The sequence below is a fragment of the Frateuria hangzhouensis genome, from assembly GCF_026410505.1.
GTDB classification, from domain to species: Bacteria; Pseudomonadota; Gammaproteobacteria; order Xanthomonadales; family Rhodanobacteraceae; genus Frateuria_A; species Frateuria_A hangzhouensis.
Genome location: NZ_JAPMIU010000002.1, coordinates 30,846 through 44,861, shown reverse-complemented (window position 1 = coordinate 44,861; position 14,016 = coordinate 30,846). Strand labels below are relative to the sequence as shown.

The window sequence follows — 14,016 nt, the reverse complement described above, 5'->3', positions numbered from 1 at the left end:
CTCGCGACAAAGATTCCGAGTGAGGCTCAGACGGGCTGCTTCCATAATCCGGGCAGCTCGCGGCGGGCATCTCCGGTGGCATCCGCCGTCACCTCATCCTTCAGCTATGGCGTCTTCGGGAAGCGAGTGCCGGGCAACTGCAGCGACATGAACAACCCGCCGGGTTTCATCGCTAGCCAGCCGGTGGATCATAGGTTGCGTGCAGCACGCATCGGTACAGCCCTAGCGGCATGAGATCCATCCGCGCTCTGCGCGCATCGATGCCGCCCAGATCTTCGACGGGCTCCTGCAGCACGAACTCGCCACTCCCGTTCCGCACAAACTGAGTGCCGTACTTCTGGGGCTTGCCTTGGGCAAGCAGCACGCGATCGGAGAGCATTGCCATGTCGGCCTTCCTTATGCCGCTGGAGGCCGGACGGGCCATCAGCGAGGCAAGAACCGATTGCTGGAAGCGGGGATCGGCATCCGCATGCTGTACCAGCAACCAGGCGTCCAGCTCCCCCTGCTCCCCTACCTGCTCGGCTGAGGGAAATCCGTGCCGACGGATCTGCTCTTTGAGCCAGCGAAGATTGTCGGCATCCACTTCCGCCAAGCGCCGAAGCTCCGCGGGACTGGGGGTCTGTCCGCCGGACAAGGGCGCCCGAACCTGCTGATCAAGCGCTGCGCGCCGCGCAAGTTCGGCACTCGTTCCGTCCGGAACCGATGAGGTCCACGCGCCATCGCCGCTATTCACGTCGCGCCTCCCGTGCGGATGTCTGGCTGCCCAGCCGGACAAGCCCGGGCAAGCTTCGAACAAGGCGGCGTCGTCTGTCGCAGCGATGGCACCGGATACCGGCATCATGACCGCCAAGGCCAGCCCGAGCGCGCCCACTACTCTGAGATTGTAGGCCATCTGCCTTCTGTCCTCTCCCGTGAACCAAGGTTGCTGAAAAGCCGAAACGTCGACGGCGGCGCGGAAGCGATCGGGTCTCTTCGACGACGCGTGCCCGGCAACGGGGATCGGCCACCTTTCCCGAAAGACGCCCGCCGGACCGGCCGGCGAGCAACTCATGTTCTAAACGAACGTGACAAAACGCTCGTCAGTGCCGCTCAGGGCCCGCTCCCGGGTCCACACGTCATACTCCGGGCTGTCCATGAACGCGGCGTCCGTGATCGCGTCATCGGAGCTGAGCCGATAGCGGGGCGACCCTTCGACAAGCATCGACACGAACGCGTCAAGCAAATGCAGTTGCGGCACGTACTCTTCGACGAACAAAAACTGGCCACCAGGGTTCACCTCCAGGAAGAATGGAGTGCCCTCGTGGTCCACCGCGAAGTCGAAGCAGCCGAATCGCAAGTCAAGCGCATCCATGAAACTGCGCACGCCGCGCGCGGTCACCGGGTCCAGCGTCATAGCGGACATCACCATGTCGCTATTGCCGTACTCCTGGCGCCAATCGAGGAACGCCTCCCCCTGCCGGGACGCGATCCGGGCGGCAAACAGCCTTTCCCCTATCACCGTGACCCGGATCTCGTAGGCCTTGTGGACCAGTTCCTGGTAGATCGCCGGGCAGATTTCGATGGACCGCCGATTCATGGAAGCGACATTCTCGATAATGCTCGGTGCCACGCCGGTGATGCGACCATCGGCCGTGTGGCCCCAGTAATGGGGAAGGAAATGCTTTACCAGTATCCGCTCGAAGCGCGACGCAAATTGCGCCACCTGCCCGTAATCGTTGGAGACGATCGTTTCCGGCACCGCGAGCCCCACCGACCGGGCGACCTCCAGCTGTAGCAGCTTGGACGACGCGCGTCGCGAGGCCACGCCACCTACTATGTAGTCCGAGCGGCTCTCCACGGACAGGGACAACGCTTCGTGAGCGCTGGACGCCTCGTTCTTGAGGAACCCCACACCATCGGGGTGCACCTCCTTCAGGGAGCGGCACGGCGAACGACGCCGGAACCACGCGGAGGCGAACGCGTCGCAAGAGCGACCATCCAGTTTCACTGCCGAAGACAACCGACCCGATATGCAGGTCGCGTGGCCGGAGCCGGCCTCTCCGAAACCCTCCCAGAGAAGCACGTCCTGACCGCGCTTCTCGAGAGCCCACTTCACCGCCGCAGCGTGGTAGTCGCCAGCATGGCTGAATATGATGATGGGCTTGTCCATTGTCTGCCTGTCCTGACGATTCATTCGTCGGCTTCCGACACCCGCGTCTCTCTGATCGACTTTATTCCACCAAAGAGCGCAGATCCGGCCGCGTGGAAATAGGAACGCCTGGCGCCACAGGCGCCAGGCGTTCCCCGAACTAACTTACCATTCGACGTCGTAGTGGACTTCGGCGTCCCAGTCGCCGGTCGAACCGGTCAACTTGCCGCCAGCAGTCTGCTTGACGCGCCCACCGCCGACCATCTCCGTTTCCGACACCGACAGCTCACGGGCCAGTTCCAGACCCACCGGGCTCACCATTTCGTTCGCATCCATTTCGCTTTCTCCTATGACGGGATTTGATCGAACGCACATCTTCCGTAAGTGCGATGATCGGTTGCCGGAAAGACAGTTTTCCGGCGCGGTGAGGCGCCTCCGTGCACCCAAAACTATGCGACCTGCGACGCGACCAGGGACAGATCTCCCATGTCGATCACGCGATCGGCACTGTTAATCGTTTCCTTTCGATGGGCGATAATGATTCGGGTCGCCTTTATCCGGCTGACCGCATCGTTGATGCATCCTTCGCGCGCGACGTCCAGGTGGCTCGTCGCCTCGTCCAGAAGCAGGATCCTGGGTTGGCGGTATACCGCTCGAGCAAAGATCACGCGCTGTTTTTGCCCGCCGGACAGCGACGATCCCATATCGCCTACGAGGGATTCGTATCCCATGGGCATCGCCATGATTTCGTCGTGGATGGACGCGATCATGGCCGCCTCGATGATGCGCTCCATCGACGCGCCCGTATCGCCAAACGCGATGTTTTCGGCAATCGACCCGCCGAATAGCTGGTCATCCTGCATGACGGCAGCGATCAACTCCCTGTAGCGCTCCATTCCGAGCCGCTCGATGTCGATGCCACCGATCTCCACGCTGCCCTGCGTGGGCTTGAGCAGGCCGAGAATGATTTTCGCCAGTGTCGATTTTCCGCACCCGGAAGGCCCCGTTATGGCAACGGATTCCCCCGGCCTGACGCTGAAGTCGAGGTTGCGGAACACCCATGGGTCATTGTCCGAATAGCGGAAACTCAGGTTGCGGACGACTACGCCAGGTTCGGCTTCCCAGGCATGGACGCTTCCCTCGCCCTCGCGTTCCGGCAGCGCAAGAGCGATGTCGGCGATGCGCTGCTTGTGCAGCCGGAGCATTCCCAGATCGATGCTTTTGTCGATCACGCTGCCGACCTTCTGAGTCAACTGGTCGGCGAAGGCGAGGAAGGCGATCAACATCCCGGCGGTCAGTTCGCCGCCGATGACCATGCGCGCTCCGATCGTGATGAGCGCCACTCGCTGGATACCGAAGACACCCTGGTTGATAGCGGTGAAGGCCAGCCCGATGCGCTGGCTTTGCATGGACCGGAGCACCGATTCCTGGGTCAGGTTGGTCAAACGCACGACGCGACTGGCCTGGCGATTGGCCAGCTTGATCGCCTGCACGCCCCTTATCGACTCCATCAGCTCGCTCTGCTGGCGCGCGCCGTAGACCAACTGCTCCTCGTTGGCGCGCCATAGCCGCCTGTACATCAACATCCGCAATACGCCGTACAGGCCGGCGCCGGCAAGCACGATGCAGGTCAGCGATGCGCTGTACATCATGAGCGCCACGAGGGCCAGCAGGCCCACGATTCCATCGAGCAGTGTCTCGACGAAGCTTCCGGTCAGGGTCTGCTGGATCTGATTGAGGGAGGAGAATCGGGAAACGACGTCGCCGATATGGCGCTTTTCGAAAAACTCGAGCGGTAGGCGCATCGAGTGGCTGAACAGGTTGGTCGTCCATTTCGCGGACAGCGTCGCGCCCGCCCAACTGATGACCCAGCCACGCACGAACATCAATCCGGCCTGCGCGAGGACGATCACCGCAAACGCCAGCCCGATGATCAAAAGGAGGTTGCCGTCCGCGGATACGAGCACCTTGTCGACGACCCACTGCAGCTGGAACGGCAGCAGCAGCCCCAAGGTCTCGATCGCCAGGGCAAAACACAGCACCTGGGAAAACACCTTGCCGAGGCCTCGTACCCGGCCGGTCAACGTCCGAAGACGGACCTGTTCGACGTCCCTGATCGGCTCGAAACTGGCCGATCGGCTCAGCTCCAGCACGACGCCGGTGAAATGCCGGCCGGCTTCGGCAAGTGAGATCATCCGCGCCCCGTGGGCGGGATCGAGTATGTGCACCCCGTTGCCATCGACGCGCTCGAGCACCACAAAGTGGTTCAAGTCCCAGTGCAGGATGCACGGCATGTCGAGCCGGGACAGGTACTCCATTTCTGCACGCAGCGCTCGGGTGTCGAACCCGAGATTCCTGGCCGTGGCGATCAGTTGCGCGAGGCTCGCGCCCTTGAGCGAGGAACCGAAGCGGCGGCGCAGCGCGTTGAGATCCAGCTCGTGTCCGTGGTAGCCGGCAATCATCGCCAGGCAGGCCAGGCCGCATTCGGCAGCTTCGGACTGAAGCACGAGTTCGGGCCGTCGGCGGCCGCTGAACAAGGGCCACATCGAATTGGCCTTCACGCTCCGGCTCCGGCCCGTCCTCATCGGAAACGCCACCGGAAGTCGCGTAGCGGCTCGAAGAACCACTCGATGAGCCGCCGCTTGCGCAACCGGATGCTTGCATCGACCGTCATCCCCGGAAGCAGTAGCTTGTCCGCCGCCGTTCCACCGACCGTCTGGTTGTCCAGCGCAACCTCGATCTGGTACTGCGGCTCTTCGGAACGCTTGCCGGTCAGCCGCTGGACATCCTCCGGCGACAGGGCGCTCTGCGAGATCCCGCGCACGGTGCCGCGCGCCTGACCGAAGTCCTGGTAGGGAAAGGCCTGGAAACGAAGGAGCACGGCGCTGCCGTGATGGATGAAGCCGACCTGGCGGCTCGGCACGAAAAGGCGAGCCTGCAACACGGAATGCGCCGGCAACTCGACCATGATCGGCTGCCCGCTCTTGACGGGTTGGCCCTCTTCGACCATTACGGCGGAGATCACACCATCGCGCGGGGCGCGAATGACGAAAGCGCGCCGAGCTTCGTTTTGCGCCAGCGTCTGCTCGATATCCGCCAGCTTGCTCCGGATGGCGTTGCCTTTCGCCGCGGCATCCAGCGGAAGCTGGGCCAGATCGCTACGGGCCTCCTTGAGCTGCTGCCTGGTGGCCAGGGCTTGCACGCCGAAGGCATTGAGCTGGGATTGCTGGTCGAGCAGCGTGCCCTTTTGCTGGACGATCTGGAAGGTTGAGATGTAGCCCTTGCTGCTGAGGGATTGCATCTTGTCCAGAAGTCGCCGGTTGATCTCGACCTGTTGCCGTTGGAGCGCGATGCGCCCGTCGAGCTCTTCGGCCTGGCCGGAGAGCGAGCTGATGCGACTCTCCAGAAGCTGCCGCTGACGATCGAACGCCGCTTTGTTCGACTGTAGATTCGAGTACAGCCGGTCTTTCTCCGAACGCAGTTGCTTGCTCACCGACGCGTAGGTGCCGCCCATGGCCGCGCTGTCGAGCTCGCCGGAGACTGTCGCGATGACCTGGCCCTGATGGACGGACTGCCCTTGCTGGACACGCAGTGATGTCAGCTCGCCAGCTTCCGCGGAGGTGAGCGTAAGCAGCCCCCGCGAGGGAACCAGCCGCCCTGTCGCGGTGACGTGCTGCGTGTAATGGCCAAATACGGCCAGGAGGCCTATGGCGACGACAGCAAGACAGCCGATCCCTGCGACGACCCAGCCGATGCGCGGCGCAACGAGGATGGCGGTGCCCATCCATCCGTCTTGCCTGGCTTCGACGACCTCGCGTCTGAAGAGCAACTGCCGAGTCATCATTTCCGATCCGTGGAATGAGTCATGCGCAGCCATGCGGGCCAACGCAAAAGACTGGAATCGTCCAATTCCGCTGAACGAAAAAGCCGCCGAGTGCAGGCTTCGTGACTTTTGTTCTACCACTATCGGGCGACGACTCAAGCGTGCAAACCGCGAACTGTGACGTGCAGCAACGACGCAGCGCAGCATGCGAAGTCGCCCGAAGGGCCTATTCGCACTGCCAACGCGGCCCGGGTTCCCGCGACCGGCACTTGCCATAGGGAGCGGGCGCTGGACGAGGCATCCGGACTGTTGGCGCGACGATATGTACGGACGTCCAGCCGGCCGATATCGTCGACCGAACCGGACGCGGCAAGAGATCGCTTGGCACATGCCACGAGTGCGGTTGTGGCCATGTCCTTCCAATTGCAGCGCCTAGTCGGCGCTGTCGCTGGCGGGAGCGCTCGAGCGCCGTGCAGCATTGCGCATGCCACTCACAACGGCGGGTAGAACGGACTACGCAGGAACGCAACCGCCCGGACTTCCCGCGCTCTCGCCCGCTTGACGGCGATTGCGCAACGCTTGGACTCCCATCCCACGGGAGACCTTTCATGCCGAACAATCCGCAACATCCGGAGCCGCCCATCGCCCAGCCCGGCAAACAACGACCGGACGATGAAATCCGCAACCCCGGCCAGGCCAGCCCGGCGCGGGATGCCGATCCCGATCCGCTGGGCAGCCCGCTGGAGGAGAACGATCCGCTGGCGCCGCCGCCGCTCTGACGGTTCCTGGTGACTTTTGCCCGGGCCTCATGACCCTCTTGCCCGCACCGGTCGACGGCGCGGAAGGGGGTCGGGGCGCGACATGGCCCGCCGGACCCGACCCTTCGGCTCCGCGGCCTGCGCTTCGAGGACGGCAAGCGAAGCGACTGACCAGCCAATCCTGCAGTCCACCCCGGGCTAAACTCCCCGGCATGGCCCCTCCTTCCCGCAAGCGCCAGCGCCGTACGCCGCCGACGACGGCGCGGCCGCGCCCCGCCGCCCCCGCCCGCCCGGTCCGTCCGGCCGACAGTTCGACTCGCGCCACGCGCGTGCTCGACCTGCTGCTGCGCCCGCTGCCGCCGCACTGGCGCGAGAAGGCCGCCGATTACCTCGTGCTCACCCGCATGGACCGCCCGATCGGCGCGTTGCTGCTGCTGTGGCCGACCTGGTGGGCGCTGTGGCTGGCCGCCGGCGACTTTCCGCCGTGGGGCGCGCTGGTGATCTTCACCCTGGGCGTGTTTGCAATGCGCTCGGCCGGCTGCGCGATCAACGACTATGCCGACCGCAAGCTCGACCCGCAGGTGGCGCGCACCGCCGGGCGGCCGATCGCCAGCGGCCGGGTCAGCCCGCGCGAGGCGCTGGCCGTGTTCGGCGCGCTGCTGGCGTTCGCGTTCGTGCTGGTGCTGTTCACCAATGCGCTGACCATCAAGCTGTCCTTCGCCGGCGCCGCGCTGGCAGCGATCTACCCGTTTACCAAGCGCTGGACCTACCTGCCGCAGGTGGTGCTGGGCGCGGCGTTCGGCTGGGCCATCCCGATGGCGTTCGCGGCGGTGACCAACGACGTGCCGCCGTTGGGCTGGCTGCTGTTCCTTGGCAACATCCTGTGGTCGGTGATCTACGACACCGAGTACGCGATGGTCGACCGCGACGACGATCTCAAGGTCGGCGCCAAATCCACCGCGATCCTGTTCGGCGATGCGGATGTGCCGATCCTCGGCATGCTGATCGGCACGTTCCTGCTGGCGATGCTGTTTGTCGGCCAGCGCGCGCAACTGCCGTGGCCCTACTGGCTGGGGCTGCTCGCCGCCGCCGGGTTGTTCGGCTACCAGCTGTGGCTGATCCGTGGCCGCGCCCGCGATGCCTGCCTGGCCGCGTTCCGGCACAACAACTGGGTCGGCCTGGTGGTGTGGATCGGCATCGTGCTCGGCCTGGCCGTGAAGTGAAGCGTTGCGTAGGGTGGGCTTCAGCCCACCGCGACGGCGCGGGCATGGTGGGCTAAAGCCCACCCGTCCGCTGGCTGGCCCGCTCTTCGTAGGAGCCTACGAAGGGCGGTGGCGCGGCGACGGCGCCCGCGCCAGCGCCCACACGTCCACCCGCGCCACGCCCTCCCGCTTGAGCATCCGCGCGCATTCGGCCAGCGTGGCACCGGTGGTCATGACGTCATCCAGCAAGGCCACGTGCGAGGGCAGCGCCGCTCCCTTGCACACGGCGAAGGCGCCGCGCACGTTGCGTCGGCGCGCGGCGGCATCCAGTTCGGTCTGTGCCGCGGTGGCCCGCGCGCGCAGCAGCAGGTCGTGGCGTACCGGGATCTCCAGCGCGCGGCCCAACGGCCGGGCCAGTTCCAGCGCCTGGTTGTAACCGCGCTGGCGCAGGCGCGCGCGGTGCAGCGGCACGGGCAGGATCAACGCCGGCAACGCAACCGCGGGAGCCGCGCGTCGCCACAGTTCGCTCAGCGTGCGTCCGGCGGCCAGGTCGCGGCCGAACTTGTAGCGCGCCTCCAGCCGGTCCAGCGGCCAGCCGTAGCGGAACGGCGCCCAGGCCGCCTGCCACGGCGGCGGCTTGCGCTGGCAGGCGCCGCACAAGGCGACCGCGCCCGGCAGGGGCAGCGCGCAACGCGCACAGCAACTGGTGTTGCGTGGCAACTCGGCGGCGCACGCAGCGCACAGGTCCAGTCCGTCGCCGCCGGCATCGCCGCACAGCAGGCAGCGCCACGGCAGCAGCCAGGCGTGCAGCCCCTGGACTGTTCGGAAGAGCGCATCCATGCGCATGGCTGTCTCAGCCCTGCGGCTTGTAAAGCGCCGCGTCGAGGATCGACCACAGGTGGATGATCCAGCCCAGCCAGACGATCCACAGTGCGGCCGCCAGCACGAACATGACGATCGCCTTGAGCAGGCGTCCCTGCACCAGCTGGCCCAACCCGGGAATGAAGAAGCTGCATACCGCGGCAATCACGTTGCCGCTGCTGCCCTGACCTGCGCTCATCTGGTGGCTCCGCTGGAGTGGGTTCGCCGATGGTAGCGGAGCGGCACGGGCCGGATGTCCGTCAACCGACAATCAATGATCAAAGTTGACAGCTCGCGAAACCGCTCCCACACTGCCGCGTCCCCACGCGGAGCCCCGCATGAGCCCCACTCCCATCCGCCACGACTGGACGCGCGCGGAAGTCGCCGCGCTGTTCGCGCTGCCGTTCAACGACCTGCTCCATCGCGCACACACGGTCCATCGGGCGCACCACGATCCGAATGCGGTGCAGGTGTCCACCCTGCTCTCGATCAAGACCGGCGGCTGTCCGGAGGATTGCGCCTATTGCCCGCAGGCACAGCGCTACCAGACCGGCGTCAAGGCGCAGAAGCTGATGAGCGTGGAAGCGGTGCTCGAGCGCGCGCAGGCCGCCAAGGACGCCGGCGCCAGCCGTTTCTGCATGGGCGCGGCCTGGCGCAGCCCGAAGGATCGCGACGTGGCCAAGGTGGCGCAGATCGTCAGCGCGGTGAAGGCGCTGGGCCTGGAAACCTGCGCCACGCTGGGCATGCTGAGCGGCGAGCAGGCCGGCACGCTCAAGCAGGCCGGGCTGGATTACTACAACCACAACCTCGACAGCGCGCCGGAGTTCTACGGCCAGGTCATCCACACCCGCGAGTACCAGGACCGGCTGGACACGCTCGGCCACGTGCGCGAGTCCGGCATGAAGACCTGCTGCGGCGGCATCGTCGGCATGGGCGAATCGCGCGAGCAACGCGCCGGCCTGCTGCAGGCGCTGGCCAACCTGCCCGAGCATCCACAGTCGGTACCGATCAACCAGCTGGTGCAGGTCGAGGGCACGCCGCTGCACGGCACCGCGGCGCTCGATCCGTTCGAGTTCGTGCGCACCATCGCGGTGGCGCGCATCCTGATGCCGGCCTCGATGGTGCGCCTGTCCGCCGGTCGCCAGCAGATGGACGAAGCGGTGCAGGCGCTGTGTTTCCACGCCGGCGCCAACTCGATTTTCTACGGCGAGAAACTGCTGACCACCGGCAACCCTGACGTGGCCGCCGACCGCGCGCTGTTCGCCCGGCTCGACCTGCACCCGCTGGACGTGGCCGAGCGCGCGAACACCGTTCACGCCGACATCCTCGAATCCGCGTGATCCAGGCCCTCTTGCCGGCATTGCCGGGGAAGAGGGCTGCAAGGAGGCGAGGTCCTTCGCGCTGACATGAGCAGCAACAAGCCGGGAGCCCTTTCACGATGACGCCCACCGCAGGGGAAAGCGGCGCGAAGCGCGCCGACCTGCTTCAGCGCTTGGCCATCCAGACGTCCGAACGTGCCGCTTCCGGTCGGCTCCGCCGCGCCCGTACCATCGGCCATGCTCAAGGTCCCTGGCTGGAAGCCGGCGAGCGCCGCCTGCTCGCCTTCTGCTCGAATGACTATCTCGGCCTCGCGCAACACCCGCAGTTGATCGCCGCCTTCAAGCGCGTGGCCGACGACGAGGGCGTCGGCAGCACCGCTGCGCACCTGGTCTGCGGTCACCGCCGCGAACACGCCGAACTGGAAGAGGCGCTGGCCGACTGGACCGGCCGCGAGCGTGCGCTGCTGTTTTCCACCGGCTACATGGCCAACCTCGGCGTAATGCAGGCGCTGCTCGGCCGCGACGACCTGTGCGTGCAGGACAAGCTTAACCACGCCTGCCTGCTCGACGGCGCCCGGCTCGCCGGCGCCACGTTGCGCCGCTACCCGCACGGCGACGCCGCGGCGGCCGCGCGCCAGCTCGCCGGCGAACCCCGGGCCGCTGCGCTGCTGGCCACCGATGGCGTGTTCAGCATGGACGGCGACCGCGCCCCGCTGCGCGAACTCGCCGCGTTGTGCGGGCGCCAGGGCGCCACGCTGATGATCGACGACGCCCACGGCCTGGGCGTGCTCGGCGCCGATGGCGCCGGCAGCGTGTCCGAGGCCGGCCTGGACGCGCGCGAGGTGCCGCTGCTGATGGCCACGCTGGGCAAGGCGCTGGGCGTCCACGGCGCGTTTGTCGCCGGCTCCGCCGCGTTGATCGAGGGGCTGACGCAGTTCGCCCGCACCTACGTCTACACCACCGCGATGCCACCGGCGCTGGCCGCCGCCGCGCTGGCGGCCGTGCGGCTGGCGCGCGCGGAGGGCTGGCGCCGCGAGAAGCTCGCCGCGCTGACCGCGCGCTTCCGCAGCGGCGCGGCACAACTGGGCCTGCCGCTGGCGCGCTCGGATACGCCGATCCAGCCGTTGCTGCTGGGCGAAGCGGCGGACGCGCTGGCGGCGGCCCGGGCGCTGGAGGCGCGCGGCCTGCTGGTCGCGGCGATCCGGCCGCCGACCGTGCCGGCCGGCCAGGCGCGCCTGCGCATCACGCTGAGCGCGGCGCACGAGGACGAGCACGTCGACCGCCTGCTGGAAGCACTGGCCGCCCTGCCGCGGCCGCCCGGCTGATGGCCCGTATAATGGGCGGCTCACCGCCTTACGCTCCCATGATCGTCAACGTCGCCGCCTATCGTTTCGTCCCGCTCGCGGACCTGCCTGCGCTGCGCGCGTCGCTGTACGCGCGCGCCGAGGCGGCCGCGCTCAAGGGCACCATCCTGCTCGCGCCCGAAGGCATCAACCTGTTCCTCGCCGGGGCGCGCGCCGGCATCGACGCGTTCCTCGCCTGGCTGCGCGAGGACCCGCGCTTTGCCGGTCTGCCGCTCAAGGAATCGCTGTCCGCACAGGTGCCCTTCGGTCGCCTGCGCGTGCGGCTGAAGCGCGAGATCATCACCCTGCGCGCGCCGGTCGCTCCTCACCAGGGCCGCGCGCCGACGGTCGAGGCCGCCACGCTCAAGCGCTGGCTCGACCAGGGCCACGACGATTCCGGGCGCGACGTGGTGTTGCTGGATACGCGCAACGACTACGAAACCGACGCCGGCCGCTTTGCCGGCGCCATCGACTACCGCCTGCCGAGCTTCACCGCATTGCCCGGCGCGGTGCTGGCCGACCGCGAGCGCTACCTCGGCAAGACCATCGTGTCCTATTGCACCGGCGGCATCCGCTGCGAGAAGGCCGCGTTGCATCTGGCCAACCTGGGGCTCGGCGACGTGCTGCAGCTCGAAGGCGGGATCCTCAAGTACCTGGAGCAGACCGACGGCAGCTACTGGGAAGGCGATTGCTTCGTGTTCGACGGGCGCGGCGCGGTGGACCACGACCTGCGGCCGGCCGGGCGCCCTCTTCCCCCCGGGGAGAACGCCGTGATGGGCAGCGGCTCTTGCACAGGGCCTGACCCGGACGCGCTCGCGGAAGTCGCCTTTCCCGCGGATTCCGGCAATCCGCCCCGCCCCTCTGCCCCGTCCCTGGTGGGAACCGGAGAAGAGGTTACAAAGAGCGTCGCATGAGCCTGCATATCGACAGACTCGGCCACGGCCCGCAGCCGCTGGTGCTGCTCCACGGCTGGGCCATGCACGGCGGCGTGTTCGCGCCGCTGGCCGAGGCGCTGGCCGAACGCTGCACACTGTACGTGGCCGACCTGCCCGGCCACGGCCATTCGCGCCATTGCGGCCTGCCGCTGGAGCCGCACGCCATCGCCGGGGCGATCGCCGCGGCCACGCCACCGGCGCCCTGGCTGGGCTGGTCGCTCGGCGGCCTGGTCGCGCTCGCCGCGGCGCTGGACAACCCCGCCCACGTGCAGGGCCTGGCCATGCTCTGCGCCACGCCCCGGTTCGTGCGCGATGCCAGCTGGCCGCACGGCAGCGATGCCTCCCTCGTGCGCCAGCTCGCGCTGGATCTGGAAACCGGTTACCACCCCACCATCGAGCGCTTCCTCGCGCTGGAAGCGATGGGCAGCGACGACCCCAAGGCCGAGTTGCAGCGCCTGCGCACGGAAGTGTTCGAGCGCGGCGAGCCGGAGTTGCGCGTGTTGCAGGAAGGCATCGGCCTGCTCGAACGCAGCGACCTGCGCCAGCGCCTGCCGCAACTGGGGGTGCCCAGCGTCTGGATCGCCGGCCGCCGCGACCGGTTGGTGCCACCCGCCGCGATGGCCTGGGCGGCCGACCAGTGCGGCGGCCGCTTCGTGGAGATTCCGCGCGCTGGCCACGCACCCTTCATCGGCCACGCCAGCGCGGTCGCCGACGCATTGCAGCCCCTGTTCACGGAAGGTCCGGCATGAGCACGTTCCACCTCGATCGCGCCCGCGTGCGCCGCAATTTCGCCCGCGCCGCCGCCACGTACGAGCAGCACGACGCACTGCAGCGCGAAGTCCAGGCCGACCTGCTCGGCCGTCTGGACTTCTACCTGCAGACGCCCGAACGCGTGCTGGACGTCGGCGCCGGCACGGGCCGCGGCAGTGCCTTGCTGAAGAAGCGCTACCCCAAGGCACAGGTGATCGCGATCGACCAGGCCCAGCCCATGCTGCATGCGGCGCGCCGGCACCAGGGCCTGCTGCGCCCGTTCCAGCGCGTCTGCGCCGAAGCCAGCGCCCTGCCGCTGCCCGACCGCAGCGTGGACGTGTTGTATTCCAGCCTCTGCTTCCAGTGGATCGACGATCTGCCCCGGCTGTTCGGCGAATGCGTGCGTGTGCTCAAGCCCGGCGGCCTGCTGGCGTTCTCCAGTTTCGGCCCGGACACGCTGAAGGAGCTACGCGCGGCGTGGGCGGCGGTGGACGAACGCTCGCACATCAGCCGTTTCCTGGACATGCATGACGTGGGCGACGCGATGATCAACGCCGGCCTGCGCGACCCGGTACTGGACGTCAACCGCTACACGCTCACCTACAGCGAGCCGCGCGCGCTGCTGAAGGAGCTGAAAGGCCTGGGCGCCACCCATGCCGACCACGCGCGCGAACGCCACCTCACCGGCAAAAGCCATTACCGCGCCATGCTCGCCGCCTACGAGGCGATGCGCGTGGATGGCCGCATTCCCGCCACCTGGGAAGTGGTCACCGCCCATGCCTGGGGCCCGCCGCCGGGCCAGGCGCGGCGCACGCCCGAAGGCGAGATCGCCACCTTCTCGCTGTCCAGCCTGCGCGGCTCGCGGCGGAGCTGAGCTGACGCGGGATTCCTGTAGAA

Annotated in this window: 14 protein-coding genes; 7 read left to right on the top strand and 7 right to left on the bottom strand. The window is 67.5% G+C overall.

Features of this window, described 5'->3' with window-relative positions; genetic code table 11:
- Positions 1–172: 172 nt before the first annotated feature.
- The 5 genes from OSC30_RS02125 to OSC30_RS02105 all read right to left on the bottom strand — a co-directional run bounded on the left by OSC30_RS02125 (position 173) and on the right by OSC30_RS02105 (position 5,969).
- Entirely contained in the window at positions 173–892 is a 720-nt protein-coding gene (locus tag OSC30_RS02125; RefSeq protein ID WP_267170180.1) for a DUF6624 domain-containing protein, read from the bottom strand.
- 162 nt (positions 893–1,054) lie between these two features.
- On the bottom strand, positions 1,055–2,149 hold the full coding sequence (locus OSC30_RS02120) for an MvdC/MvdD family ATP grasp protein (protein WP_267170179.1): 1,095 nt from the start codon (positions 2,147–2,149) through the stop codon (positions 1,055–1,057).
- A 144-nt stretch (positions 2,150–2,293) separates the two neighbouring features.
- Entirely contained in the window at positions 2,294–2,464 is a 171-nt protein-coding gene (locus tag OSC30_RS02115; RefSeq protein ID WP_267170178.1) for a hypothetical protein, read from the bottom strand.
- A 113-nt stretch (positions 2,465–2,577) separates the two neighbouring features.
- Complete coding sequence (locus tag OSC30_RS02110) at positions 2,578–4,689, bottom strand: peptidase domain-containing ABC transporter (protein ID WP_267170177.1); 2,112 nt, start codon at positions 4,687–4,689, stop codon at positions 2,578–2,580.
- Between the two features lie 20 nt (positions 4,690–4,709).
- Entirely contained in the window at positions 4,710–5,969 is a 1,260-nt protein-coding gene (locus OSC30_RS02105) for a beta-barrel domain-containing protein (protein ID WP_267170176.1), read from the bottom strand.
- A gap of 590 nt (positions 5,970–6,559) precedes the next feature.
- On the opposite strand from OSC30_RS02105, the gene OSC30_RS02100 reads away from it, so the two are divergent.
- Positions 6,560–6,730 (top strand): hypothetical protein, encoded by a 171-nt coding sequence (locus tag OSC30_RS02100; protein ID WP_267170175.1) that lies wholly within the window; start codon positions 6,560–6,562, stop codon positions 6,728–6,730.
- Positions 6,731–7,038: 308 nt separating this feature from the next.
- A complete protein-coding gene (gene ubiA, locus OSC30_RS02095; RefSeq protein ID WP_267170475.1) occupies positions 7,039–7,932 on the top strand; it encodes a 4-hydroxybenzoate octaprenyltransferase in 894 nt (297 codons plus the stop codon).
- Positions 7,933–8,028: 96 nt separating this feature from the next.
- Here the strand turns inward: ubiA and OSC30_RS02090 are convergent, their stop codons facing one another.
- Both OSC30_RS02090 and OSC30_RS02085 read right to left on the bottom strand, forming a co-directional pair.
- Positions 8,029–8,751 carry a ComF family protein gene (locus tag OSC30_RS02090; RefSeq protein ID WP_267170174.1) on the bottom strand — a complete coding sequence of 241 codons (723 nt, stop codon included), beginning with the start codon at positions 8,749–8,751 and terminating at the stop codon, positions 8,029–8,031.
- Positions 8,752–8,764: 13 nt separating this feature from the next.
- Positions 8,765–8,971, bottom strand: coding sequence for a hypothetical protein (locus OSC30_RS02085; RefSeq protein WP_267170173.1), 207 nt, complete (start codon positions 8,969–8,971; stop codon positions 8,765–8,767).
- 139 nt (positions 8,972–9,110) lie between these two features.
- On the opposite strand from OSC30_RS02085, the gene bioB reads away from it, so the two are divergent.
- The 5 genes from bioB (at position 9,111) to bioC (ending at position 13,993) form a co-directional block, all read left to right on the top strand.
- Positions 9,111–10,112, top strand: coding sequence for a biotin synthase BioB (gene bioB / locus OSC30_RS02080; protein ID WP_267170172.1), 1,002 nt, complete (start codon positions 9,111–9,113; stop codon positions 10,110–10,112).
- Positions 10,113–10,210: 98 nt separating this feature from the next.
- On the top strand, positions 10,211–11,416 hold the full coding sequence (bioF, locus tag OSC30_RS02075; protein ID WP_267170171.1) for an 8-amino-7-oxononanoate synthase: 1,206 nt from the start codon (positions 10,211–10,213) through the stop codon (positions 11,414–11,416).
- A gap of 38 nt (positions 11,417–11,454) precedes the next feature.
- Positions 11,455–12,348, top strand: a complete 894-nt coding sequence (locus tag OSC30_RS02070) for a sulfurtransferase (RefSeq protein ID WP_267170170.1) — start codon at positions 11,455–11,457, stop codon at positions 12,346–12,348.
- Complete coding sequence (bioH, locus tag OSC30_RS02065) at positions 12,345–13,118, top strand: pimeloyl-ACP methyl ester esterase BioH (protein WP_267170169.1); 774 nt, start codon at positions 12,345–12,347, stop codon at positions 13,116–13,118. Before OSC30_RS02070 ends, bioH begins: the two co-directional genes overlap by 4 nt.
- Complete coding sequence (gene bioC / locus OSC30_RS02060) at positions 13,115–13,993, top strand: malonyl-ACP O-methyltransferase BioC (RefSeq protein WP_267170168.1); 879 nt, start codon at positions 13,115–13,117, stop codon at positions 13,991–13,993. Before bioH ends, bioC begins: the two co-directional genes overlap by 4 nt.
- The last annotated feature ends 23 nt before the right edge of the window (positions 13,994–14,016 follow it).

What these genes read in the sequence shown, in the direction of transcription:
- OSC30_RS02125 (WP_267170180.1), bottom strand. Translation starts at nt 892, where the DNA reads ATGGCCTACAATCTCAGAGTAGTGGGCGCGCTCGGGCTGGCCTTGGCG.
- OSC30_RS02120 (WP_267170179.1), bottom strand. Translation starts at nt 2,149, where the DNA reads ATGGACAAGCCCATCATCATATTCAGCCATGCTGGCGACTACCACGCT.
- OSC30_RS02115 (WP_267170178.1), bottom strand. Translation starts at nt 2,464, where the DNA reads ATGGATGCGAACGAAATGGTGAGCCCGGTGGGTCTGGAACTGGCCCGT.
- OSC30_RS02105 (WP_267170176.1), bottom strand. Translation starts at nt 5,969, where the DNA reads ATGACTCGGCAGTTGCTCTTCAGACGCGAGGTCGTCGAAGCCAGGCAA.
- OSC30_RS02100 (WP_267170175.1), top strand. Translation starts at nt 6,560, where the DNA reads ATGCCGAACAATCCGCAACATCCGGAGCCGCCCATCGCCCAGCCCGGC.
- OSC30_RS02090 (WP_267170174.1), bottom strand. Translation starts at nt 8,751, where the DNA reads ATGGATGCGCTCTTCCGAACAGTCCAGGGGCTGCACGCCTGGCTGCTG.
- OSC30_RS02085 (WP_267170173.1), bottom strand. Translation starts at nt 8,971, where the DNA reads ATGAGCGCAGGTCAGGGCAGCAGCGGCAACGTGATTGCCGCGGTATGC.
- bioB (WP_267170172.1), top strand. Translation starts at nt 9,111, where the DNA reads ATGAGCCCCACTCCCATCCGCCACGACTGGACGCGCGCGGAAGTCGCC.
- bioF (WP_267170171.1), top strand. Translation starts at nt 10,211, where the DNA reads ATGACGCCCACCGCAGGGGAAAGCGGCGCGAAGCGCGCCGACCTGCTT.
- OSC30_RS02070 (WP_267170170.1), top strand. Translation starts at nt 11,455, where the DNA reads ATGATCGTCAACGTCGCCGCCTATCGTTTCGTCCCGCTCGCGGACCTG.
- bioH (WP_267170169.1), top strand. Translation starts at nt 12,345, where the DNA reads ATGAGCCTGCATATCGACAGACTCGGCCACGGCCCGCAGCCGCTGGTG.
- bioC (WP_267170168.1), top strand. Translation starts at nt 13,115, where the DNA reads ATGAGCACGTTCCACCTCGATCGCGCCCGCGTGCGCCGCAATTTCGCC.